We start from the raw sequence: 23,921 nt of genomic DNA on the forward strand, positions 1-23,921 counted from the left end.
ATCAGTCCGGCTGGGTCCGAAGGCCCAGCAGCTCTCGGGCATGGGTGAGCGCGGCTTCCGAATCCGGCATGCCGGACAGGAGTCGAGCCATCTCGGCTTCGCGGTCGGCGCCTTCCAGCACACGCACGTCGGACGCGGTGACCGACCCGTCGCTGGCCTTCACGACGGAGAGGTGATTGCCGGCGAACGCGGCGACCTGGGCCAGGTGGGTGACCGCGATCACCTGCGATGACCGGGCCAGGCGGGCCAGGCGGCGGCCGACCTCGATCGCCGCGGCGCCGCCGATACCGGCGTCCACCTCGTCGAAGACGAAGGTGGGAACGGGATCCGTCGCGGCGATCACCACCTCGATCGCGAGCATGACGCGACTGAGCTCACCGCCGGACGCACCTTTGGCGACCGCGCGAGGTTCGGAACCCGGATGCGGCGCCAGCAGGATCGCGACGTCGTCGCGCCCCGCGGCCGACTCGGTCCCCGGCGTCACCTGGATGACGACGCGGGCGTCGGGCATCGCGAGCGCGCGCAGCTCTTCGGTCACCGCAGCGCCGAGTCGCTCGGCTTCGGTCGTCCGGGCAGCGGTGAGCGCCGCGGCGGCGGAATCGAGGGCGGATGCCGCGGCATCCCGCTCTGCCGCGAGCCGGGTGATCCGGTCGTCGTCGTCCTCGAGTTCTGCCAGCCGTGCAGATCCCGTCTCCAGGAGCGCGAGGGCCGCCTCGAGCGAGCCGTGCGTGCGCGCCAGATCACCCAGCGCGGCGCGGCGCTCTTCGACGGCCGCCAGTTCGTGCGGCCCGGTCTCGTCCAGGTCCGCGAGGTAGGTGGCGAGGCTCTGCGCGAGATCGGCGACCCGATAGCCGAGGTCCGCCGTCTCCGCCGCCAGTGCTTCCAGCGCCGGATCATGCACCCGCTCCAGCGCGCGGCGGGTTTCCGCCAGCAGCACGCCGACATCCGGTTCATCGCCGTCGCCGGAGAGCGCGGTGTGAGCGATTGCCGCCGCACTGCGCAGGTCCTCCGCGTTGGCGAGGCGCTCGGCGCGCTGCGACAGCTCGGCGTCCTCACCGGGTGTCGGCGCAACCTGCTCGATCTCGGCGATCGCCGATCGCAGGTGTTCGGCTTCGGCGGCGCGGACATCGCGATCGCCGGTGAGCACGTCGAGTTCCCGCGCGACCGATCGCGCGCGGGCATACGCGTCCTGATACGCAGTGGATGCCGCCGCGATCGACGCGCCGCCGGACCGATCCAGCGCGTCGCGCTGCGCCGCCCCAGAGCGCAGTCGGAGCTGGTCGGACTGCCCGTGCACGACGACCAGCTGGTCGGCGAGGTCGGCCAGGACCCCGGCCGGAGCCGCACGTCCGCCGACGCTGGCCCGGCTGCGCCCCTCGCTGGTGACGGAGCGCCCGACCAGGAGCTCCGCGCGGCCGTCGCCCAGTGGTTCGACGTCGCCGCCCGCCTCGTGCACGCGCTCGACGACCGGACCCGACTCCGGAACGATCCAGACGCCGTCGACCGAGGCCTGCGGGGCGCCCGCTCGCACCGCGCCGGAATCCGCTCGTTGGCCGAGGAGGAGTCCGAGGCCGGTCACCACCATCGTCTTTCCGGCACCGGTTTCGCCGGTGATCGCGGTGAAGCCCGGACCGATCGTGAGGGTTGCCTCCGCGATGACACCGAGATCGCGCAGCCGCATCTCCTCGATCACGCGAGCGGCCCGATGGTGCCCGTCACGGTCTGCGCCGGACCCCGCCACCCCTCGACGGGAAGGCGGAACTTGCGCACAAGGCGGTCGGTGAACGCGGCAGGGTGCAGGCGCGCGAGGCGCACGGGGCGTTCGGAGCGGCGCACGACCACGCGCGCTCCCGGGGGGAGCTCGTGCGACCGACGCCCGTCGCACCAGAGGATGCCGGTGCCGTTCGTGCGCTCCAGCACCTCGATCGCCACGGCATGCTCGGGGCCGACGACGAGCGGCTTGGCGAAGAGGGCGTGCGCAGACAGCGGCACCACCGCGATCGCCTGGACCGTCGGCCAGATCACGGGGCCGCCGGCTGAGAAGTTGTAGGCGGTGGAGCCGGTCGGGGTGGAGACGACCACGCCGTCGCAGCCGAACGACGAGAGCGGACGGCCGTCGATCTCGATGACGACCTCCAGCATCTTCTCGCGGCTGGCCTTCTCGACGGTCGCCTCGTTCAGCGCCCACGTGTCGAAGATCACCTCGTCCGAGGCATCCTTCACCCTCACCTGCAGCGCGAGACGCTCCTCGACGACATAGTCGTGGGCGATCGCGCGGCGAACCGCCTCGTCCATGTCGTCGCGCTCGATCTCGGCGAGGAAGCCCACGTGCCCCATGTTGATGCCGAGGACCGCCGCGGTTCCTTCACGCACCAGCTCCGCCGCGCGCAGGATCGTGCCATCGCCGCCGAGGACGATGGCCAGCTCGATCTCGTCGACAGCGACGTCGACTCCGAGGATGCCGACCTCGCCGAGCTGCTCGAGTGCTTCACCGAGCTCGTCGCGGTCGTCCACCGACAGCACCGGTCGCGCGCCGGCACCGCGAAGCGCGGTCACGACCCGGCGTGCGGCAGCGACGGTGTCATCGCGGCGGGCGTGCACGACGACGAGGATGCTGCGCTGCGTGTCGGTCATGTGCTCCCCGCCAGTCGGTTCACGGTGCTCATCCATTCTGTCGGATTGCTGCCACGGCCCGGCGCCAGGTGGGCGACGAACTCCCGATTGCCGTGCATGCCGGCGATGGGCGATTCGATGACGCCGAGGGTGCCGAGCCCCAGATCCCACGCCGACCAGAGGACGCCGGCGACGGCGTCGGCACGAGCGGCGTCATCGGTCACGAGTCCGCCCTTGACGGCGGTGCGGCCAACTTCGAACTGCGGCTTGACCAGCAGGACCAGATCCGCGTCGTCGGAGACGACCGCACGCACTGCGGGCAGCACGTGCGTGAGAGAGATGAACGAGAGGTCACCGGTCACGATCTGGGGCGCAGCGCGGATGCCGCTCGCTTCGCCGAGCGACTCGGGGGTCATGTAGCGGACGTTGAAGCCCTCGATCGAGATCACGCCGCGGTCCAGGGCGACCGCAGGCGCGAGTTGTCCGTGGCCGACATCGACCGCGATCACCGGCTCGGCGCCGCGCTCTCGCAGGACCTGTGTGAACCCGCCCGTGGAGGCACCGATGTCCAACGCGATCCGTCCGCCCACTTCCACGCCGAACGCGTCCAGGCCGGTGATCAGCTTATGGGCCGCCCGACTGACGTAGTGGTCCGTCGCCGAGACCTCGATCTGCGCGTCGTCGCCCACCTGGGCCGATGCTTTCACGACGGGGCGGCCGTTGACGCTCACGAGGCCCTCGGAGATCAGGGATGCCGCATGCGTCCGCGACCTGGCCAGCCCGCGGATCGCCACGGCTGCGTCGAGGCGCATGGTCATGGACGCGTTGCAGAACCCGTGGGGGCGGACTCCAGTCGACGGGCGAGGGTGTCGTGCAACGACTCGTAGGCCGCCGCGCGGGTGCTCAGCGGCTGGTCTTCGATCACCTCGAGCGTCGAGAGCAGGTCGTCCTGCTCCTGCTCCTCCGGCGCGTGCTGGTCCATTCCCTCAGGATACGTGGCGGAGCGCGGATCGCCCCGGAGCGTCAGGGCCGGAAGAACGGATCGGCGTAGAGGCGCTCGGGAACTCGGAACCCGAAGATGGCGCGGCCGGAGTTCCAGATCGCCGTCGCCCCGGCCCGGACGAGATCGATCGGACGATCTCCCTCCGCCAGGATCTGCACGTCCGGCCCGTCGATCCGCACGCGAGCGTCGCCGACCGAGACGACGCCGTCCTGGACCCGCGCCTCAGGATAGGGCTCGTGCAACTCGCGCAGATCGCCGAGGATGAAGGTCGGCTGGGATCCCGACGGAGCGGCGAGGACGTGCTTCGGTCGGTCGATTCCGGTCAGCACGAGGGCCGAGGGGATGCCGGCACGATTCGCGCCGAGGATGTCGGTGTCCAGGCGGTCGCCGAGGAACAGCGGACGCACCGCCCCGAACCTGGCCACGGCTTCTTCGAAGATCGGCACCTCCGGCTTGCCTGCGACCGTCGCGAGGCGACCGACGGCGGTGTGCACCGCGGACACCAGTGTTCCGTTGCCCGGGGCGATGCCACGGGCCTGCGGGATCGTCCAGTCCGTGTTGGTGGCGATCCAGGGGATCCCCCCCTCATCCTCCGGCAGCTTCAGCGCGTATGCGGCTTCGGCCAGCTGCGACCAGCCGACCTCCGGCGCGAAGCCCTGGACGACCGCATCGGGATGGTCATCCGCGCTCCTGGTCACGACGAAGCCGGCCTTCTCGACCTCGCTGACCAGTCCCTCTCCGCCGACGACGAGCACCGTCGCGCCGCGGGTCAACCGTGCGCTCAGCAGCCGCATGGCCGCCTGGGGGCTCGTGACGACATCGGATGCCGCGGCGGGCAGGCCCAGCTCGCTGAGGTGCCCGGCGACGGAAGCATCCGTACGCGACGCGTTGTTGGTGATGTAGCCGAGGCGACGGCCGTTCCGTGCGCGCAGCAGACTCTCCACCGCGTGCGGAAGGGCACCGGCGCCGGCATAGACGACGCCGTCGAGATCCGCGAGGACGACGTCGACACCCTCGAGCGGGGTCGGCTCAGCGCCCCGGCGGCCGAACAGCGCCATCAGGCGTGGTCCTCGGAATCCGCCGCCTCGTCGGGCTTCGCCTCGTCTGTCGCCGCTGGATCCTCGGCCACATACTGCTCGAGCACTTCTTCGACCATGATGACCTCGAGATCGTCGCCGCCTTGCGCGGCATCCAGCGCGTCCGCGGCGATGTCCGCCCGCTCGCGCCACTGACGGGCCTCGTCTTCCCGGCCAAGCTCGTCCAAAACGGTGGCACGCGCTGCGAACAGCGAAGGGCTCCACTCGAACGCGCGGTCCGGGTCCATCTCGGGGATCTCCAGCTCCTGCAGCGCCCGCTCCGTCTCGCCGAGGTCCAGACGGGCGCCGGACATGGCGATGGCCAGCTCGGCGCGGACTCCGGGCGTCAACGATGCCCGATCGACCCCGCGGCCGACCTCGAGCGCGCGGTCGGGCCGCCCGACACCACGTTCGCTGTCCACCATCAGCGCGATCTGGTCGTCGCTGCCGGAGATGCGTCGATACGTACGCAGTTCGCGGAGCGCGAGAGCGTAGTCGCCGATCGCGTATGCGGTGATCGCCGCCGTCTCGCGGACCACGGCGATGCGCCCGGCGCGACGTGCGGCCGCAAGCGCATGGCGGTGAGCCAACTGCGGGTCCTCGTCGATGACCTCGGCTGCCATCGCCAGGTGACGAGCGACCGCGTCGGCGTTCTCTTTACTCAGGGTCTTCAGCTGGTTGCGTGCGGCGGGATGCAGATCGCTCGCCACCACTTCCTCGGGCACGAACGGCTCGTCGAACTGCGGACGGACCGAGCGCAGCTCCTCAGGACGCGACTGCCGGTCGGAGCGGTCTTCACGCCCCGCGCCGGCACGCTGCGGCCGATTGCTGCCTTCGCGGGGCTGAAACGGCCTCCGCTCGCCGTCGCGCGGTGGATAGCTCTTCCGCTCACCTTCGCGCGGCGCATACGGCCTCTTCGAGCCATCGCGGGGCGGGTACGGCTTCCGCTCACCATCACGCGGCGCGTACGGCTTCTTCGCACCGTCGCGAGGCGGAAAGCTTTTCCGCTCACCTTCGCGCGGCGCATACGGCCTCTTCGAGCCATCGCGGGGCGGGTACGACTTCCGCTCACCATCACGCGGTGGATAGCTTTTCCGCTCACCTTCACGCGGCGCATACGGCCTCTTCGCGCCGTCGCGGGGCGGGTACGACTTCCGCTCACCATCACGCGGCACATATGGCTTCTTCGCCCCGTCGCGAGGCGGGGAGCTTCTCCGCTCACCATCACGCGGCGGAGGCTGCCGCCGATCTCCGTCACGCTTCGGACGCGAATCCCGCGCTTTGTCGTCGCGCTGGTCGTCATCAGCCATGTCGGTCCTCTCGGCAGTCTCTGTTCTGGTGTTCGTTAACGAGAAATGGCCACCCAGCAATGGGTGGCCATTTCACGAAAGAAGTCCGGCGGTGTCCTACTCTCCCACAGGGTCCCCCCTGCAGTACCATCGGCGCTGTGAGGCTTAGCTTCCGGGTTCGGAATGTAACCGGGCGTTTCCCTCACGCTATGGCCGCCGAAACACTATTGATGTTTCATCGTTCAAAAGCATGAATGCTGTTCTAAACAGCGACTGCCTCGTTGGACAGTTCATGCGGTTCTCGACCGTACATCGAGAACCACTCAGTGGACGCAAGCACCAAAAACGGTGTGTTATCAAGTCATCGGCTTATTAGTACGAGTCAGCTGCACGTGTTGCCACGCTTCCACATCTCGCCTATCAACCCAGTAATCTGGCTGGGAGCCTCTCGCCCGAAGGCATGGAAATCTCATCTTGAGGCCGGCTTCCCGCTTAGATGCTTTCAGCGGTTATCCATCCCGAACGTAGCTAATCAGCGGTGCTCCTGGCGGAACAACTGACACACCAGAGGTTCGTCCAACCCGGTCCTCTCGTACTAGGGTCAGATCCTCTCAAATTTCCTGCGCGCGCAGCGGATAGGGACCGAACTGTCTCACGACGTTCTAAACCCAGCTCGCGTACCGCTTTAATGGGCGAACAGCCCAACCCTTGGGACCTACTCCAGCCCCAGGATGCGACGAGCCGACATCGAGGTGCCAAACCATGCCGTCGATATGGACTCTTGGGCAAGATCAGCCTGTTATCCCCGAGGTACCTTTTATCCGTTGAGCGACAGCGCTTCCACAAGCCACTGCCGGATCACTAGTCCCGACTTTCGTCCCTGCTCGACCTGTCAGTCTCACAGTCAAGCTCCCTTGTGCACTTACACTCGCCACCTGATTGCCAACCAGGTTGAGGGAACCTTTGGGCGCCTCCGTTACTTTTTGGGAGGCAACCGCCCCAGTTAAACTACCCATCAGGCACTGTCCCTGAACCGGATTACGGTTCTAAGTTAGATATCCAGAGTGACCAGAGTGGTATTTCAACAATGACTCCACATGAACTGGCGTCCATGCTTCAAAGTCTCCCACCTATCCTACACAAGCCACACCGAACACCAATACCAAACTATAGTAAAGGTCACGGGGTCTTTCCGTCCTGCTGCGCGTAACGAGCATCTTTACTCGTAATGCAATTTCGCCGAGTTCGCGGTTGAGACAGTTGGGAAGTCGTTACGCCATTCGTGCAGGTCGGAACTTACCCGACAAGGAATTTCGCTACCTTAGGATGGTTATAGTTACCACCGCCGTTTACTGGGGCTTAAATTCTCAGCTTCGCCTTGCGGCTAACCGGTCCTCTTAACCTTCCAGCACCGGGCAGGCGTCAGTCCGTATACATCGTCTTGCGACTTGGCACGGACCTGTGTTTTTAGTAAACAGTCGCTACCCACTAGTCTCTGCGGCCTCCAAACGCTTTTGGGAGTAAATCCCTATACGCCGAAGGCCCCCCTTCTCCCGAAGTTACGGGGGCATTTTGCCGAGTTCCTTAACCACGATTCTCTCGATCTCCTTGGTATTCTCTACCTGACCACCTGAGTCGGTTTGGGGTACGGGCAGCTAGAACCTCGCGTCGATGCTTTTCTTGGCAGCATAGGATCACCCACTTTTTATCCGCATCGTGTCTCAGCCTGTATGAGTGACGGATTTGCCTATCACTCGGCCTACGCACTTGCACCAGGACAACCATCGCCTGGCTTGGGCTACCTTCCTGCGTCACACCTGTTAATACGCTAACCGCCTCAGCATAGGGTCGTGTGCTAGGCCCAACGCTTCACCCCGAAGGGATCCGTCAGTGGGATTCAGACACTTAGCATTACTGGATTGGTTTGGGCGGTTCTTCGCCGGTACGGGAATATCAACCCGTTGTCCATCGACTACGCCTGTCGGCCTCGCCTTAGGTCCCGACTTACCCAGGGAAGATTAGCTTGACCCTGGAACCCTTGGTCTTTCGGAGGACGTGTTTCTCACACGTCTTTCGCTACTCATGCCTGCATTCTCACTCGTGTAGCCTCCACGGCTGGTTCACACCGCCGCTTCGCTGGCCACACGACGCTCTCCTACCCATCAACACGGCTGGACCACGAAGGCCTACCAATAATGTCAATGCCACAACTTCGGTGGCGTGCTTGAGCCCCGTTACATTGTCGGCGCGGAATCACTTGACCAGTGAGCTATTACGCACTCTTTCAAGGGTGGCTGCTTCTAAGCCAACCTCCTGGTTGTCAAGGCAACTCCACATCCTTTCCCACTTAGCACGCGCTTTGGGACCTTAGTTGGTGGTCTGGGTTGTTTCCCTCTCGACTATGAAGCTTATCCCCCACAGTCTCACTGCTGCGCTCTCACTTACCGGCATTCGGAGTTTGGCTGACGTCAGTAACCTTGTAGGGCCCATCGGCCATCCAGTAGCTCTACCTCCGGCAAGAAACACGCAACGCTGCACCTAAATGCATTTCGGAGAGAACCAGCTATCACGAAGTTTGATTGGCCTTTCACCCCTATCCACAGCTCATCCCCTCAGTTTTCAACCTAAGTGGGTTCGGTCCTCCACGAAGTCTTACCTTCGCTTCAACCTGGCCATGGATAGATCACTTCGCTTCGGGTCTAGGACATGCGACTGAATCGCCCTATTCAGACTCGCTTTCGCTACGGCTACCCCACTCGGGTTAACCTCGCCACATATCGCTAACTCGCAGGCTCATTCTTCAAAAGGCACGCTGTCACCCCTACTAAGGAGGCTCCAACGGTTTGTAAGCAAACGGTTTCAGGTACTATTTCACTCCCCTCCCGGGGTACTTTTCACCTTTCCCTCACGGTACTTGTCCGCTATCGGTCATCTGGGAGTATTTAGGCTTATCAGGTGGTCCTGACAGATTCACACGGGATTTCTCGGGCCCCGTGCTACTTGGGATACTCTTCGCGCCAAGGGGGGCATTTCGACTACGGGGTTCGCACCCTCTATGACTGGCCGTTCAAAGCCATTCGTCTATACCCTCTTGTAACGCCGGCTGCTCGGCAGAGCAGCCTGAAAAGTCCCACAACCCCGAATACGCAACTCCTGCCGGATATCACACGTACTCGGTTTAGCCTGTTCCGGTTTCGCTCGCCACTACTAACGGAATCGCGGTTGCTTTCTCTTCCTGTGGGTACTGAGATGTTTCACTTCCCCACGTTCCCTCTACCCGCCCTATATATTCAGGCGGGAGTCACTGGGTCGGCACGCCGCCCAGCGGGGTTTCCCCATTCGGACACCCTCGGATCAAAGTGTGCTTATCCACTCCCCGAGGCTTATCGCAGATTGCTACGTCCTTCTTCGGCTCCAGATGCCAAGGCATTCACCGTTTGCTCTTAAAGACTTGAAATCACATGAGTTTTATCAGAATCGACATGGACTTTCGTCCACATGAAATTGACTAATGATCTTTAAGATCATCTATTACGAGACGATCGAAGATCGTCTCGAAGATGCTCGCGTCCACTGTGTAGTTCTCAAAGTACGGGCGGTACCTTCCCCGCAACCGGCGCTGCCGGCATAGGAAAAGGTCCTGAGGTTGGTCGCGCCCAAAAGCGCATCCGGTCCCTCAGGACCCAACAGCGTGCATGTGCGTTCTCCGACGAACTCCACGTTTCCAGCTGCAAGCAGCGTACTCAGTGAGGAACTTCTTCCTTCGCACCTTGTCTAATGTTCCACCCATGAGCTACCGGTCGAGAACGTGTGTCTCGAATCCGGCGCCTGGACACTCCGAAGAGTGCCAGATGCTCCTTAGAAAGGAGGTGATCCAGCCGCACCTTCCGGTACGGCTACCTTGTTACGACTTAGTCCTAATTACCGATCCCACCTTCGACGGCTCCCTCCACAAGGGTTGGGCCACCGGCTTCAGGTGTTACCGACTTTCATGACTTGACGGGCGGTGTGTACAAGACCCGGGAACGTATTCACCGCAGCGTTGCTGATCTGCGATTACTAGCGACTCCGACTTCATGAGGTCGAGTTGCAGACCTCAATCCGAACTGGGACCGGCTTTTTGGGATTCGCTCCACCTTACGGTATTGCAGCCCTTTGTACCGGCCATTGTAGCATGCGTGAAGCCCAAGACATAAGGGGCATGATGATTTGACGTCATCCCCACCTTCCTCCGAGTTGACCCCGGCAGTATCCCATGAGTTCCCACCATTACGTGCTGGCAACATAGAACGAGGGTTGCGCTCGTTGCGGGACTTAACCCAACATCTCACGACACGAGCTGACGACAACCATGCACCACCTGTTTACGAGTGTCCAAAGAGTTGACCATTTCTGGCCCGTTCTCGTATATGTCAAGCCTTGGTAAGGTTCTTCGCGTTGCATCGAATTAATCCGCATGCTCCGCCGCTTGTGCGGGTCCCCGTCAATTCCTTTGAGTTTTAGCCTTGCGGCCGTACTCCCCAGGCGGGGAACTTAATGCGTTAGCTGCGTCACGGAATCCGTGGAATGGACCCCACAACTAGTTCCCAACGTTTACGGGGTGGACTACCAGGGTATCTAAGCCTGTTTGCTCCCCACCCTTTCGCTCCTCAGCGTCAGTTACGGCCCAGAGATCTGCCTTCGCCATCGGTGTTCCTCCTGATATCTGCGCATTCCACCGCTACACCAGGAATTCCAATCTCCCCTACCGCACTCTAGTCTGCCCGTACCCACTGCAGGCCCGAGGTTGAGCCTCGGGGTTTCACAGCAGACGCGACAAACCGCCTACGAGCTCTTTACGCCCAATAATTCCGGATAACGCTTGCACCCTACGTATTACCGCGGCTGCTGGCACGTAGTTAGCCGGTGCTTTTTCTGCAGGTACCGTCACTTTCGCTTCTTCCCTGCTAAAAGAGGTTTACAACCCGAAGGCCGTCGTCCCTCACGCGGCGTTGCTGCATCAGGCTTGCGCCCATTGTGCAATATTCCCCACTGCTGCCTCCCGTAGGAGTCTGGGCCGTGTCTCAGTCCCAGTGTGGCCGGTCACCCTCTCAGGCCGGCTACCCGTCGACGCCTTGGTGAGCCATTACCTCACCAACTAGCTGATAGGCCGCGAGCTCATCCTTGACCGAAGTTCTTTCCAGCTGTTGAAGATGCCTTCACAGCTCGTATCCGGTATTAGACGTCGTTTCCAACGCTTATCCCAGAGTCAAGGGCAGATTGCTCACGTGTTACTCACCCGTTCGCCACTGATCTAGAGAGCAAGCTCTCTTTCACCGTTCGACTTGCATGTGTTAAGCACGCCGCCAGCGTTCATCCTGAGCCAGGATCAAACTCTCCGTAAAAGAATTTTGCTGCGATAGAACCGGAATGGGTTCGGCCGAGCGAGTTTGATCTGACGATCGGATGTCATTACTGACATATCCGTTTAATCTCAAAAGAATCTCATCGATCAGCAGAGCTGACCGCGAGGTTTTTTGGCATTTGACAAGTGCACGCTGTTGAGTTCTCAAGGATCGGATGCTCCTGCTTCCAGCTTCTCAGCCGGCCCGGCAGGGCAACTTCTCTATCTTATGCATCGTGTTGCAGCTGTCAAATCGGCGTTTCTCGACATGATGACGAGTGCAGCTGTCAGTGACGGCATCTCACGAAGCTAGATCGGCGGCCCTGCGTCTCGGCATTTCAGCCGGCTCGCTAGGCAACTTCTCTATCTTATTCCCTCTCCGTCAGCCTGTCAAATCGGCTGTTCGTGACGATCAAGCGTCTGTGAACAGCACTCTTCGACAGGTTCGAGGAGTGGGAACCTCCATCGTAGACCCGAAGGTCGCGAACACTCAATGAGTGTTCTTCAGATGGGGGGTGGTTCTCCGCTTGAGGGGGGTAAGGCTCTCGGCCTCTCCGCTTCCCTGTGGGGCGAACAAGTAATAAGTTACGTGCCATCTGGCAGTTGGGCAAATCCGGCCCGTCGCCCGGGCGTGTCGCGCCGGATTTCCGCGGAAAGACGGCTGAGCACAGTCATGCGCGGCGTCGCGCGACGCGCATGACCTGCACGGCGAGGCAAAGACACAGCGTCAGGATGCCCCAGATCGTGCACGCCCTCGGCAGCACCCGGTAGGCGAGATGCGCGGCAGTCCAGTCCGCGTCCAGCGCGCCGTACGCGACCAGGCCGTAGACCCACCCACCGATGAGGATCAGCGGCAGCGATGCCCACCACGACCACCGCGCCCACCCCGGAAGGATCCGGTCGACGGATCCAACGTCCGCCCGATCACGCAGCCAGACGATCGCCCACACCCCGAGGACGACGAGGCCGATCAGGCTCGAGCCGTGCTGCAGCCACCTGAAGCCGGGGAGAGGCCCCCACTTCTCGGCGAGGATCGGCAGAGCCTCGCTCCCCCATCGGTCTTCGTGCGTGAACAGATCCCACAGGATGTGCGACGCGACGCCGATCGCCAGCGAGGCGAGCAGCAGGAGCACGCCCGCCATCGAAGGGAACGTCTCGCGCAGATTCGCGCGCGGCCCGCCGTCCCACGCGACCGGCAGCCTTCGCGCGAGGCCGACCGGCGCGAGTTCTCGAGCGGCCGGTCGCAGCATGCAGCGCCACACCGACAGCAGCAGCAGAGCGAGGGCGAGTGTCAGCGGCAGGGCGACGAGGTCATGCGTCACCGCATAGGGCGGGACGCCGAACCGCACGAACAGCGGCAGATCAGGTGTCATCGCGCCGATCGCTATCGCCGCCGGCACCAACGGCGTGCGCAGGAACGGCAGCGCGACCACCGCATGGCTGGGGGTGAACGGCACGCGACCCGCTCAGCGGACGAAGAGTCCGGCCAGGGTCTTCTTGCCGCGGCGGAGCACCGACACGCGACCGGGCAGCGCACCGTCGATGACCACCGCTTCGTCGTGGACCTTGACGCCGTCCAGCGAGACCCCGCCCTGGCCGATCGCTCGTCGCGCCTCGCTGAGACTGGTGACCAGGCCCGTCTCGACGAGCGCCTGGGTGACGCTCGTGCCGATCGGCAGTTCCGCGTGGGGCAGCTCCCGCAGCGCGCTGGCGAGGGTCTCCGCATCGAGCGACAGCAGATCACCCTGGCCGAACAGCGCCTCGGATGCGGCGATCACGGCGGCCGTGGCATCCGTCCCGTGCACGAACGTCGTCACCTCGCGCGCCAGCCTCTTCTGAGCCTCACGACGGAACGGCTCCGCCGCGACGAGTCGCTCGTACTCGTCGATCTCATCGCGCGTGAGGAAGGTGAACACCCTCAGCCGCTGTACGACATCCGCGTCGTCGCTGTTGAGCCAGAACTGGTAGAACGCGTACGGACTGCACATTGCGGGGTCCAGCCAGATGGCGTTGCCCTCGCTCTTGCCGAATTTCGAGCCATCGCTGTTGGTGATCAGCGGTGTTCCGATCGCGTGGACCGCCGCGCCTTCGGACTTGTGGATCAGGTCCACGCCGCTGGTGAGGTTGCCCCACTGATCGCTGCCGCCGGTCTGCAGCACGCAGCCGTACTGCAGGAACAGCTCGCGGTAGTCCAGCCCTTGGAGGATCTGGTAGCTGAACTCGGTGTAGCTGATGCCCTCTTCGGAGTTCAGGCGCGCGCTGACCGCGTCCTTCTTCAGCATCGTCCCGACGCGGTAGTGCTTGCCGATCTCGCGCAGGAAGTCGATCGCGCTCATCGGCGCGGTCCAGTCGAGGTTGTTGACCATGCGCGCCGCGTTCTCCCCGTCGAAACTGAGGAAGCGCTCCACCTGCGCACGAAGGGAGCCCACCCACTCAGCGACCGTCTCGCGGGTGTTGAGCGTGCGCTCGGCGGTAGGGCGCGGGTCGCCGATCAGTCCGGTCGATCCGCCCACCAGACCCAGCGGCTTGTGACCGGCCAGTTGCAGTCGGCGCATGAGGAGCAGCTGCACGAGGTTGCCCAGATGCAGACTCGGAGCGGTCGGATCGAAGCCGCAGTAGTACGTGATCGGAGCCCCTGCGAGCAGCGCGCGCAGCGCCTCCTGGTCGGTGGATACATGCACGAGGCCACGCCAGACGATCTCGTCCCAGACGTTCTCGAACGTCGGATCGTTGGCGGGCGCGGTCGCGCTCACGGCGGGGGATGACACGCGTTCCAGGCTACCAGCGGGCAAGGATGCCCCCGGTGCCGGGGCCGCTCAGGCCGCCGCGATCTCGTCGTAGACGCCGATGATGTTGCCCTCGGAGTCCTTGATGTACGCATACCGGGCGGTTTCGCCCATCGGCTCGATCTGGCCGATCAGGCCGCCGCCGTTGGCCTGCGCCAGCGCCACGACATCCTCGATGCGCTCGACGGTGAACACGACGGTGGGATGCGGCACCGGTCCGCGGATGTGCAGGTCGCCGTTCACGCCTTCGTCGTCGGGCTGTTTGAGCATGCCCATCTCGTCGCCCCACGGTTCGTACGCGTAGCCGAGGACCGTCGAGTAGAACGCCTGCGCCCGCGCGATGTCGTCGACCGGGATCTCGAAATGCTCCATTTTCGCCATGCGTCAACGCTGGCAGGGCGCGGATGCCTGGGCAAGGGGCATTCACGATGTCAGGCCGCTGCGGCCCACCACACCAGCAGCGCGCCGGCCAGGGCGAGTCCCCAGCTGACCATGCTGCCGACCAGGAAATACTCGGCGCGGCTGCCGCTGCCGTCGTCACGCGAGATCTCGGGGAAGCGGACGATGCCTTTCGCGGCGAAGACGGCTGCCACCAGGACGTACGCACCGGAGAGCATCATCGCGAAGACGATCACCCGCTCCAGTGGCCCGATGAGCCGGCCGCCCTTCAGCTCGGGTTCGATCGCGAGCGGCACCGCGTCTCGTCGGCCGGCATCGTCACCGTCATCCCCCCCGGAGTCGGCATCCGCCGCGTCGGTGGGCGGCGCAGGCGCAGTCGTCCTCGCGAACGGCGCCGGCATCTCCACGTCCAGCGCCGCGCGCACGATGACGTTGGCCGATTCGAGCAGCAGCGCGACGGTGCCGACCGCGAGGACGGCGAGGTCGAAGGGAACGTCGCCGATCGGCGAGGGGAGGTGCCACACCCCGCCGATCAGACCGGGCGCCGTACGCGCACCGAGCAGCGCGACCAGTCCGGCGCAGAGCGCAGCCAGGGCGGCCGCCGGCCAGAACGCGGCACGTGCCGGCGCGCCGGAAGGCATCAGCCACATCCACGCCGCCGCGAGTCCTACGCTCAGCAGCGCGGCGAGGATCGCGTCCGAGAATGCTCCGAGCGCGAGGATCGCCACGGCTGCGACGAGCAGACCGATCCATCGCCGCGCGGGCGGGACGAACTGACGGATGAGGTCGGCCGAGCCCACACTGAGCAGGATGAGCCCCGCGACGATCACCTCCGCACCGCCGTCCGCAGCGCGACAAAGCCTTCGACGACAGCTCCGGCGCCTGCGCCGGTCAACGCTTGCGAGACCGCGGGTTGTGTGATGCCTTCACCGTCGGCGAGTTCGCGCTGCGTGACCCCGAGGCAGCGTCCGTAGGCCAGTCGTCGCGTGCGCTCGTTCATCGCGCCGACCAGTTCGTCGCGGGCCAGAAGGTAGGCGTTGGCCAGAAGCGCGGCGCTGTGCATACCGGCATCCTCCCCTTCGGCGGCGACAACCCAGGTGCGTGCGCTCGGCGCGGCGCGCTGCTGCTTCGCGTGCACGGTGTCGATCGCCGCCCGCGCCGCCCACCATCCGGAGCCGTCCTCGATCGTTCCGGTGCCGGTCGTGACGGCGCGCACTTCGCCGATGCCGATGCCGAACCGGCATTCGATGCCGTCGGGCAGGGCGAGTTGAAGCAGGAGCAGCGACGCCAGCGCGGCAGGCAGGTCGTCGTACGCCGCCTGTTCCTCATCCGCGACCGTGGGGTGGAAGGGCCGCGCGGCAAGCGGCAGATCCGCCTCGATGCGCGCGATCGTGTCATCCAGCACGCGCTGCGACGCGCTTCGGTCGACGAGTCGGCGCGAGCCGACGATGTCCGAGATCACGGCGATCGTCATGCCGAGAGTCTAGCTTATAAATCCAGAAAATAAGTGTATTGCTTATACTTTCGATTCATAAGCTCGTGCTTACAGCCCGAGCGCATGTGCCGCTGCCTGGGCACGGGTGATCAGCTCGCTCCGCTGCTCGAGGACGCGCGTCGGAGCGGTCCCACCGACGCCGTCACGCGATGCGACCGACCCCTCGATCGAGAGCACCTCGCGCACATCCGGCGTGAGCTCGTCCGAGACACCGGCGAGCATCTCGTCGCTGACATCGGACAGTTCGATGCCGCGCTGCTCGCACAGCGTGACCAGGGCTCCGGAGATCTCATGGGCGTCGCGGAACGGGACCCCCTGCTTGACCAGCCACTCCGCGACGTCGGTCGCGAGGCTGAATCCCTGCGGCGCGAGTGCCGCCATCCGCTCGGTGTCGAAGCGCAGCGTCGCGATCATCCCGGCGAAGGCCGGCAGGACGACTTCGAGCGTCTGGACCGAATCGAAGACCGGCTCCTTGTCCTCCTGCAGGTCGCGGTTGTAGGCGAGCGGGAGGCCTTTGAGCGTCGCGAGCAGCCCGGTCAGATTGCCGATCAACCGCCCGGCCTTGCCTCGGGCGAGTTCGGCGATGTCGGGATTCTTCTTCTGCGGCATGATGCTCGAGCCCGTCGAATAGCCGTCGTCGAGGGTGACGAAGCCGAACTCCCGGGTGTTCCAGATGATGATCTCCTCGGCGAAGCGGGAGAGATCGATGCCGATCAACGCCGCGATGAACGCGAACTCCGCGACCACGTCTCGGGCGGCGGTCCCGTCGAGCGAGTTCTCCGACGGGCGAGCGAGCCCCAGTTCGCTCGCGACGAGCTGCGGATCGAGTCCGAGCGTCGAACCGGCGAGGGCTCCCCCGCCGTATGGCGAGACGGATGCCCGCACCGACCAGTCACGCAACCGCTCCAGATCGCGCACGAGCGGCCAGCCGTGCGCCTGCAGGTGATGGGCGAGTAGGACGGGTTGCGCATGCTGGAGGTGGGTGCGTCCCGGCATGATCGCGTCCGGGTGGGCCTCGGCCTGCGCGACGAGGGCGTCGATGACCCGGAGGAGGTCGCGCGCGATGGTGCGCGCGTGATCGAGCAGATACATCCGCACCAGCGTCGCGATCTGGTCGTTGCGGCTGCGGCCGGCGCGCAGTTTGCCGCCCAGCTCCGCTCCGAGCACGCCGATGAGGGCGCTCTCCAATGCTCCGTGGACATCTTCGTCGCCTTCGGCGGCCACGAGCGTGCCCTCCGCGATGCGTGCGGCCAGTTCATCCAGCCCGGCGTGCATGGCCGCGGCCTCGTCGCCGGAGAGGTAGCCCGCTGAGGCGAGTGCCTTGGCGTGCGCGTGCGAACCGGCGATGTCGTACAGCGCCAGCTGCCAATCGAAGTGCGTCGAGCGGCTCAACGCGGCCAGTTCCGGCGACGGACCCGAGGCGAATCGGGCGCCCCACAGCGCGCCCTCGTTGGTACCGGACGGTTTCTGATCGCTCACCAGACAAGCCTAGCGAGCAGGCGGACGGGTGCCCGCGGGCGGCACAGCCGGCACCGCGAGCGTGGAGGCGCGCTCGACGATCCACTCGAGCGGCCCCCGCCCGACCAGCAGCGCCCATGCCGTCGCACCGATGACGATGCCGAGCGTGATCGGCCAGAACGGCTCGATGTCGCGGAATGCTGCCAGATCGCCGGTCTGGCCGAACAGGACGATCGCCGCGATCGCCCAGACGAGGAGCTGCGCGGTGTAGGCGGTCAGCGGCATCGCACCGACAGCCCGCAACGGGAGCACCACCCACCGCACAGCTGTGCGGCACACGAGCAGGCACAGCGCGATCACCGCGAGGGCGAAGCCCCCGGAGCCGATGACCTCCAGGACCCCGCTCGAATGCGGACGAGCGGTCCACACCGCACCCCAGAAGGAGGCCGACTCGCCTTGAGGGCCGGCGCCCGTCAGGGCTTCGGCGCCGTAGGCGAGGACGGCGAGGCCGGCGCCGGCAGCCAGCATCCGCACCTGCACATCGGTGCGCCGGATGCCGGCTCGTGCGACACCGAGACCGGCGGCGAGGAACGCGATCCAGACCGGGAACGGGTAGTGCCAGCCCACCGCGTAGCCCAGCAGTGGCGACAGCGGCGCTTGCCAGATCGGGAGCTCGTCCAGCAGCACCTGCACGAATGGCATGACCAGCGCCAGTGCCGCGGCGAGGATCAGCAGCGTGCGAGCGGGCAGCGAGATGAGCAGGGTGGCCAGCAGGAACAGGATCGCGTAGGCAGGCAGGATCACGTACACCGGCACACCCGTCGCGATGAGCAGAAGACCCAGCACCCACAGCAGTGCCGCCCGCACTGCCAGGCGGAGACGTGCCGTCCTGCGCTGCGCCGGCGGAAGCGGAGTGCGACCGCCGGTCACCAGCCCGATCGAGACACCGGCGAGCGTCGCGAAGAGGATCGACGATCGGCCGTCCACGACGGCCACCCAAGATCCGGGGTCGGCGAACGAGAAGTCGCCGATCCACAGCAGATGGGCGGCCAGCATGCCGATCACCGCCATCCCGCGCGCGAGATCGACGCCCGCGATCCGTTGCGGGCCGTTCAGCCGGTCCCACCGGGTGGGCAGCCAGCCGGCCGTCACTCCTGGCGCAGCAGCCACACCAGGAGCGCCTTCTGGGCGTGGAGACGGTTCTCCGCCTCATCCCACACGACGCTCTGCGGACCGTCGATGACTTCGGCCTCCACCTCGTAGCCGCGGTCGGCGGGCAGGCAGTGGATGAAGATCGCGTCAGGCCGGGCGAGGCTCATGAGTTCGCGGGTCACCTTGTACTCGCCGAGGTCGCGCAGCCGTGCCAGCTTCTCCTCCTCCTTGCCCATCGACACCCAGGTGTCCGTGACGATCACGTCGGCACCGGCCGCGGCTTCGTTGGCGTCCGTGTAGAGCGTCAGCGAGCCGCCGGTCTCTGCGGCACGGCGGTCGGCATCGGCGACGACGTCTTCGCGCGGCGAGTACGACTCGGGTGCGGCGACGCGCACGTGCATGCCGGCCGTCACCCCGGCGAGCATGTACGAGTGCGCCATGTTGGAGCGCCCGTCGCCGAAGAAGGCGAGGGTGAGGCCCTTCAGCTCGCCCTTGTGCTCGCGGATCGTCAGCAGGTCCGCGAGCAGCTGGCACGGGTGGAAGTCGTCGCTGAGCGCATTGACGACGGGCACCCGCGTGCCTGCCGCCATCTCCTCGAGGCCCGCCTGCGCGTAGGTGCGCCAGACGATCGCCGCAACCTGGCGCTCGAGCACGCGGGCCGTGTCGGAGGGCGTCTCCTTGCCGCCGAGCTGGCTGTTCGCCGTCGAGATGATCAGCGGCGTGCCCCCCAGGTCGGCGATGCCCACCGCGAACGAGACCCGGGTCCGCGTCGAAGACTTGTCGAAGATCACCGCCACGGTCTGCGGCCCGGCCAGCGACTTGTCCCCCCAGCGGTCCTTCTTCAGGACCACGGCCAGGTCGAGGATCTCGGACTGCTCGGCGGCGGTCAGGTCGTCATCGCGCAGCAGGTGACGGGTCATGCGGAGATCTCCTCAGAAGGGTCGAGAACGAGCGCGTCCTCGACGGTGCGCAGCGCCGCGCCGAACAGCTCGACGAACTCGTCGATCTCGACGTCGCCGATGGTGAGCGCGGGGACGAGCCGGATGGTCTCGTCGTTGGGCGCGTTGATGATGAGTCCGTGCTCCTGCGCGGCGGCGACGACCGCTTTGGCGACCGGATGATGCAGGCCGACGCCGACGAGAAGGCCCTGGCCGCGGCATCCGCTCACCAACGGCGAGTCCAGTCCATCGATCGCGGCACGCAGCTGCCGGCCGCGCTCGGCCGCGTTGGCGACGAGACCTGCGCTCTCGATCTCCTCCAGGACGGCACCTGCCACAGCCGTGCCGAGCGCGTTGCCGCCGAACGTCGAGCCGTGCGTGCCCGGGTAGAACAGGTTGCTCGCCGAGCCGAAGGTGATCAGTGCGCCGATCGGGAAGCCGCCGCCGATCCCCTTGGCCACCGTGATCGCATCCGGTGCGATGCCCGCGTGCTGGAAGGCGAACCACTCACCGGTGCGACCCGCGCCGGTCTGGATCTCGTCGATGATCAGCAGAGCGCCGCGTTTCCGGGTGAGCTCGCGCGCGGCTGTCAGGTATCCCTCGGGGAGATCGATCACTCCGGCCTCGCCCTTGATCGGCTCGACGAACAGCGCGGCGACGCGATCGTCCAGCGCAGCCTCGAGGGCATCGATCGTGGAGTCGATGAACTCGACACCGGGAACCATCGGGAGGAAGGGCTCCTGCATATACGGCTTGCCGGTGAGTGCGAGCGTGCCCATCGTGCGGCCGTGGAACGCGTCCCGCAGTGCGAGGATGCGGGGACGAGCGGCGACGCCGTCGCCCGCGGCGCCGTGCAGCCGGGCGAGCTTGAACGCAGCCTCGTTCGCCTCGGCTCCCGAGTTGCCGAAATACACGCGCCCCTCGTCGCCGGTGCCGGCGAGACGCTTCAGCCGCGAGGCGAGTGCGAGCTGCGGCGGCGTGGCGAAGTAATTGGAGACGTGCGCCAGGGTCGCAGCCTGGGTCGCGATCGCCTCGACGAAGACCGGGTGGGCATGCCCCAGCGAGTTCACCGCGATACCCGCGAGGAAATCGAGGTAGCGGCGCCCGTCGGCATCCCACAGATAGGCCCCTTCGCCGCGGACGAACATCGCCATCCGGTCGCCGAAGCTGCGCACGAGATCACGGCTCGCGTCGTCCTGCCAACTCATCCGAGCACCACCTCTGTTCCGATTCCGTTGCTGGTGAAGATCTCCACGAGGACCGAGTGCGGCACGCGCCCGTCGATGATCGCGGCCGTCTGGACGCCGCCCTCAACGGCGTCCAGACATGCCTGCATCTTCGGGATCATCCCCGACTCGAGCCGCGGCAGCATCGCGCGCAGCTCTGGGGCGGTCAGGTGCGAGACGAGGGAGTCGCGGTTGGGCCAGTCGGCGTACAGACCGGGGACGTCCGTCAGCACGACGAGTTTGGCCGCGCCGAGGGCCACCGCGAGCGCTGCTGCGGCGGCATCGGCGTTGACGTTGAGGGAGTGCCCCGGGTGATCCAGGTCCGGCGCGATGCTCGAGACGACGGGGATGCGGCCGGCTGCCAGCTGATCCAGCACGGGCTGCGGATCGACCTCGACGACATCGCCGACCCGGCCGAGGTCGTGCTCCACGCCGTTCACGACGACACCGCGCCGGCGGCCGCCGAAGAGTCCCGCATCCTCACCGGAGAGACCGGCGGCGTGCGGGCCGTGGGCATTGATCTTGGCGACGAGCTGCGGATTTATCTGGCCCGTGAGCACCATCCGCACGACCGAGATCGCCTCGGTGCTGGTGACCCGGTAGCCGCCCTTGAACTCGCTCGGGATGTCGAGACGATCGAGCATCGACGAGATCTGCGGACCTCCGCCGTGCACCACGACCGGCTTGACGCCGACGTAGCGCAGATAGGCGATGTCGGCGGCGAAGGCATCCTGCAGCTCGTCGCTGACCATCGCGTTCCCGCCGTACTTGACGACGACGATCTGCTCGCTGAAGCGTCGCAGCCACGGCAGCGATTCGACGAGCGTCGCCGCTTTCCCGCTCGCCTCGGCGGGGTCGGTGTCCTGCAGGTCGATGTTCATGTCGCGTATGCGCTGTTCTCGTGGACGTAGTCGTGGGTGAGGTCGTTGGTGAGGATGGACGCCGCGGCATCTCCGACGCGAAGGTCGATGACCAGGTGGGTGGCACGCGGGGTGAGGTCGACGTCGTCGCGAGATGCATCGGGCCCGCCCTGGCTGCACACCCGCACGCCGTTCATCCAGACGTCGACGTCGTACGGGTCGAACTCCGCGTCGGTCGTCCCGATCGCGGCGAGCACGCGTCCCCAGTTGGGGTCGTTGCCGAAGATGGCGGCTTTGAAGAGATTGTTGCGGGCGACCGAGCGGCCAACGTCGACCGCGTCCGACTCGGATGCCGCGTGCACGACCTCGATCGTGATGTCGTGGCTGGCGCCTTCGGCGTCACCCTGGAGCTGACGCGCGAGGTCGCTGCACACCTCGGCGAGCGCAGCGGCGAAGTCGTCCGGGGCCGGAGTCACCCCCGACGCCCCACTGACCATCAGGGTCACCTGATCGTTGGTCGACATGCATCCGTCCGAGTCGAGGCGATCGAAGCTCACCCGCGTCGCGGAGCGCAGCGCGACATCAGCCTGCCGGGCATCGAGGACGGCGTCCGTGGTGAGGACGACCAGCATCGTGGCCAGGCCCGGTGCCAGCATCCCGGCGCCCTTCGCCATGCCGCCGATGCTCCACCCGTTTCGGGAGATCACGGACCGCTTCGGGCGGGAATCGGTCGTCATGATGGCGAGGGATGCAGCCTCGCCACCGTCCGGCGAGAGCGCGCCGATCCCCTGTTCGGTGCCCGCCAGCACCTTGCCGCGGAACACCTCGTCGCCGGTGCCGATCAGCCCGGTCGAGCACACCAGCACGTCGCCCGCGCTCACCCCGAGCAGTTCCGCGGCCCGCTCGGCGGTCTGATGCGTCGTCTGGAAACCGAAGCTCCCTGTGAAGCAGTTCGCTCCCCCGGAGTTGAGGACGATCGCCTCGACGACGCCGTCCTGGATCGCCTGCTGCGACCAGAGGATGGGATTCGCCTTGGCACGGTTCGAGGTGAACACCGCAGCGCCGACCTTCAGGGGGCCGCGGTTGACGACGACCGCGACGTCGGGATTCCCACTGGATTTGAGGCCGGCCGCGACGCCGGCCGCGTCGAATCCCCGTGCTGCAGTCACGCTCATGGAGAGACTCCGTCGGTGCTCAGCGCTGTGCCTTCCGGCAGGCCCAGCGCGATGTTCATGGATTGGACCGCCGCGCCCGCGGTCCCCTTGACGAGGTTGTCGACGGCGGTGACGACGACCACCCGATCGGCGTCGCGGTCGATGGCGAGCCCCATCAGGGCGGTGTTGGCGCCGAGGACGTCGGCGGTGCGCGGGAACTCCCCCGGCGCGAGCAGCTGGACGAACGTCTCGTCGCCGTAGGCGTCCTCCCACGCGGCCCGGATCTGCGCGTCCGTCGCACCGCGCGCGATGGGAGCCGTGCTCGTGGCGAGGATGCCGCGCGCCATGGGGACCAGGACCGGAGTGAACGAGATGCGGATGCCGTCACCGGCCCCCGCGGCGGTCAGCGCCTGCCTGATCTCGGGGATGTGACGGTGCGTTCCGCCCACCGCATAGGGGTTCGCACTGCCGAGGATCTCGCTCGCAAGCAGGTTCGTCTTCAGGCTCTTGCCCGCACCGCTCGGCCCCACGGCGAGCACCGTGACGATATCGCCGGCGTCGATCACACCCGCGGCGACCCCTGGCGCGAGGCTCAGACTGACCGTGCTGGCATTGCAGCCGGGCGCGGCGATGCGGGTCGCCCCGACGAGCCGGGCCCGCTGCTTCACGCCGTCGACGAGCAGCTCGGGCACGCCGTAGGCCCACGGATCGTGGAATTCGCCCCCGTAGAACCGATTCCAATCGGTGACCGATTCGAGCCGGTGGTCGGCGCCGGCGTCGATGACCAGCGGTGTGCCGGCGAGCGCATCGGTGAACTGCCCGGACTGCCCGTGCGGCAGGGCGAGGAACACGATGTCGTGACCGGCGAGGACCTCGGGCGTCGTCTCGCGCAGGGTGAGGTGGCGAAGCGACCGGAGGTGCGGCTGATGCTGGATGAGCGGCTGTCCCGCGTTGGAGTGCGCGGTGACGGTGCGGATCTCGACGTCGGGATGTGCGGCGAGGATCCGGAGGATCTCACCGCCCGCATAGCCGGATGCGCCGGAGACGGCGACCGAATATGTCATGGATTCCACCTTAGAGTCTGGGGTC

18 protein-coding genes and 3 rRNA genes are annotated in these 23,921 nt (G+C 66.0%); all 21 read right to left on the reverse strand.

Annotated elements, in window-relative coordinates; all coding sequences use genetic code 11:
* Position 1 precedes the first annotated feature (1 nt).
* Positions 2 to 1,693: a DNA repair protein RecN gene (recN, locus tag BLT19_RS14110; RefSeq protein WP_091494066.1), complete on the reverse strand. Its 1,692-nt coding sequence runs from the start codon at positions 1,691 to 1,693 to the stop codon at positions 2 to 4.
* A complete protein-coding gene (locus BLT19_RS14115) occupies positions 1,690 to 2,634 on the reverse strand; it encodes an NAD kinase (RefSeq protein WP_091491482.1) in 945 nt (314 codons plus the stop codon). The genes recN and BLT19_RS14115 overlap by 4 nt, the downstream gene beginning before the upstream one ends.
* The gene (locus BLT19_RS14120) at positions 2,631 to 3,431 is read right to left on the reverse strand and encodes a TlyA family RNA methyltransferase (RefSeq protein ID WP_091491484.1); all 801 of its coding nucleotides are present in this window, start codon (positions 3,429 to 3,431) and stop codon (positions 2,631 to 2,633) included. The genes BLT19_RS14115 and BLT19_RS14120 overlap by 4 nt, the downstream gene beginning before the upstream one ends.
* Positions 3,428 to 3,595 (reverse strand): hypothetical protein, encoded by a 168-nt coding sequence (locus BLT19_RS17790; protein WP_172825637.1) that lies wholly within the window; start codon positions 3,593 to 3,595, stop codon positions 3,428 to 3,430. Before BLT19_RS17790 ends, BLT19_RS14120 begins: the two co-directional genes overlap by 4 nt.
* A gap of 41 nt (positions 3,596 to 3,636) precedes the next feature.
* Complete coding sequence (locus tag BLT19_RS14125) at positions 3,637 to 4,674, reverse strand: HAD-IIA family hydrolase (protein ID WP_091491487.1); 1,038 nt, start codon at positions 4,672 to 4,674, stop codon at positions 3,637 to 3,639.
* The gene (locus BLT19_RS18015; protein ID WP_231917670.1) at positions 4,674 to 6,062 is read right to left on the reverse strand and encodes a primosomal protein; all 1,389 of its coding nucleotides are present in this window, start codon (positions 6,060 to 6,062) and stop codon (positions 4,674 to 4,676) included. Before BLT19_RS18015 ends, BLT19_RS14125 begins: the two co-directional genes overlap by 1 nt.
* A 23-nt stretch (positions 6,063 to 6,085) precedes the next feature.
* Positions 6,086 to 6,202: ribosomal RNA gene (rrf, locus tag BLT19_RS14135) — 5S ribosomal RNA — on the reverse strand.
* A gap of 131 nt (positions 6,203 to 6,333) precedes the next feature.
* Positions 6,334 to 9,438 (reverse strand): 23S ribosomal RNA (locus tag BLT19_RS14140).
* A 405-nt stretch (positions 9,439 to 9,843) separates the two neighbouring features.
* Positions 9,844 to 11,365: ribosomal RNA gene (locus tag BLT19_RS14145) — 16S ribosomal RNA — on the reverse strand.
* Together the 16S, 23S and 5S rRNA genes form the textbook arrangement of a ribosomal RNA operon.
* A 670-nt stretch (positions 11,366 to 12,035) precedes the next feature.
* Positions 12,036 to 12,821: a DUF4184 family protein gene (locus BLT19_RS14150; protein WP_091491489.1), complete on the reverse strand. Its 786-nt coding sequence runs from the start codon at positions 12,819 to 12,821 to the stop codon at positions 12,036 to 12,038.
* Positions 12,822 to 12,830: 9 nt separating this feature from the next.
* Positions 12,831 to 14,132, reverse strand: a complete 1,302-nt coding sequence (tyrS, locus tag BLT19_RS14155) for a tyrosine--tRNA ligase (RefSeq protein ID WP_231917671.1) — start codon at positions 14,130 to 14,132, stop codon at positions 12,831 to 12,833.
* A gap of 48 nt (positions 14,133 to 14,180) precedes the next feature.
* Positions 14,181 to 14,531, reverse strand: a complete 351-nt coding sequence (locus BLT19_RS14160; RefSeq protein WP_231917672.1) for a VOC family protein — start codon at positions 14,529 to 14,531, stop codon at positions 14,181 to 14,183.
* A gap of 50 nt (positions 14,532 to 14,581) precedes the next feature.
* Positions 14,582 to 15,379, reverse strand: coding sequence for a hypothetical protein (locus tag BLT19_RS14165; protein ID WP_091491494.1), 798 nt, complete (start codon positions 15,377 to 15,379; stop codon positions 14,582 to 14,584).
* Positions 15,376 to 16,023, reverse strand: a complete 648-nt coding sequence (locus BLT19_RS14170; RefSeq protein ID WP_091491497.1) for a SatD family protein — start codon at positions 16,021 to 16,023, stop codon at positions 15,376 to 15,378. The genes BLT19_RS14165 and BLT19_RS14170 overlap by 4 nt, the downstream gene beginning before the upstream one ends.
* A 69-nt stretch (positions 16,024 to 16,092) precedes the next feature.
* Entirely contained in the window at positions 16,093 to 17,523 is a 1,431-nt protein-coding gene (gene argH, locus BLT19_RS14175) for an argininosuccinate lyase (RefSeq protein ID WP_091491499.1), read from the reverse strand.
* 9 nt (positions 17,524 to 17,532) lie between these two features.
* Positions 17,533 to 18,672 (reverse strand): heparan-alpha-glucosaminide N-acetyltransferase domain-containing protein, encoded by a 1,140-nt coding sequence (locus BLT19_RS14180; RefSeq protein WP_091491502.1) that lies wholly within the window; start codon positions 18,670 to 18,672, stop codon positions 17,533 to 17,535.
* Positions 18,651 to 19,574 (reverse strand): ornithine carbamoyltransferase, encoded by a 924-nt coding sequence (gene argF / locus BLT19_RS14185; RefSeq protein WP_091491505.1) that lies wholly within the window; start codon positions 19,572 to 19,574, stop codon positions 18,651 to 18,653. Before argF ends, BLT19_RS14180 begins: the two co-directional genes overlap by 22 nt.
* Positions 19,571 to 20,800, reverse strand: a complete 1,230-nt coding sequence (locus BLT19_RS14190) for an acetylornithine transaminase (RefSeq protein WP_091491508.1) — start codon at positions 20,798 to 20,800, stop codon at positions 19,571 to 19,573. Before BLT19_RS14190 ends, argF begins: the two co-directional genes overlap by 4 nt.
* Positions 20,797 to 21,699 (reverse strand): acetylglutamate kinase, encoded by a 903-nt coding sequence (gene argB, locus BLT19_RS14195; RefSeq protein ID WP_091491511.1) that lies wholly within the window; start codon positions 21,697 to 21,699, stop codon positions 20,797 to 20,799. The genes BLT19_RS14190 and argB overlap by 4 nt, the downstream gene beginning before the upstream one ends.
* Positions 21,696 to 22,853 (reverse strand): bifunctional glutamate N-acetyltransferase/amino-acid acetyltransferase ArgJ, encoded by a 1,158-nt coding sequence (gene argJ / locus BLT19_RS14200; protein ID WP_091491514.1) that lies wholly within the window; start codon positions 22,851 to 22,853, stop codon positions 21,696 to 21,698. Before argJ ends, argB begins: the two co-directional genes overlap by 4 nt.
* Positions 22,850 to 23,896, reverse strand: a complete 1,047-nt coding sequence (argC, locus tag BLT19_RS14205; protein WP_091491517.1) for an N-acetyl-gamma-glutamyl-phosphate reductase — start codon at positions 23,894 to 23,896, stop codon at positions 22,850 to 22,852. The genes argJ and argC overlap by 4 nt, the downstream gene beginning before the upstream one ends.
* Between the last annotated feature and the right edge of the window lie 25 nt (positions 23,897 to 23,921).

The organism is Microbacterium pygmaeum (assembly GCF_900100885.1).
Taxonomy (GTDB): Bacteria; Actinomycetota; Actinomycetes; order Actinomycetales; family Microbacteriaceae; genus Microbacterium; species Microbacterium pygmaeum.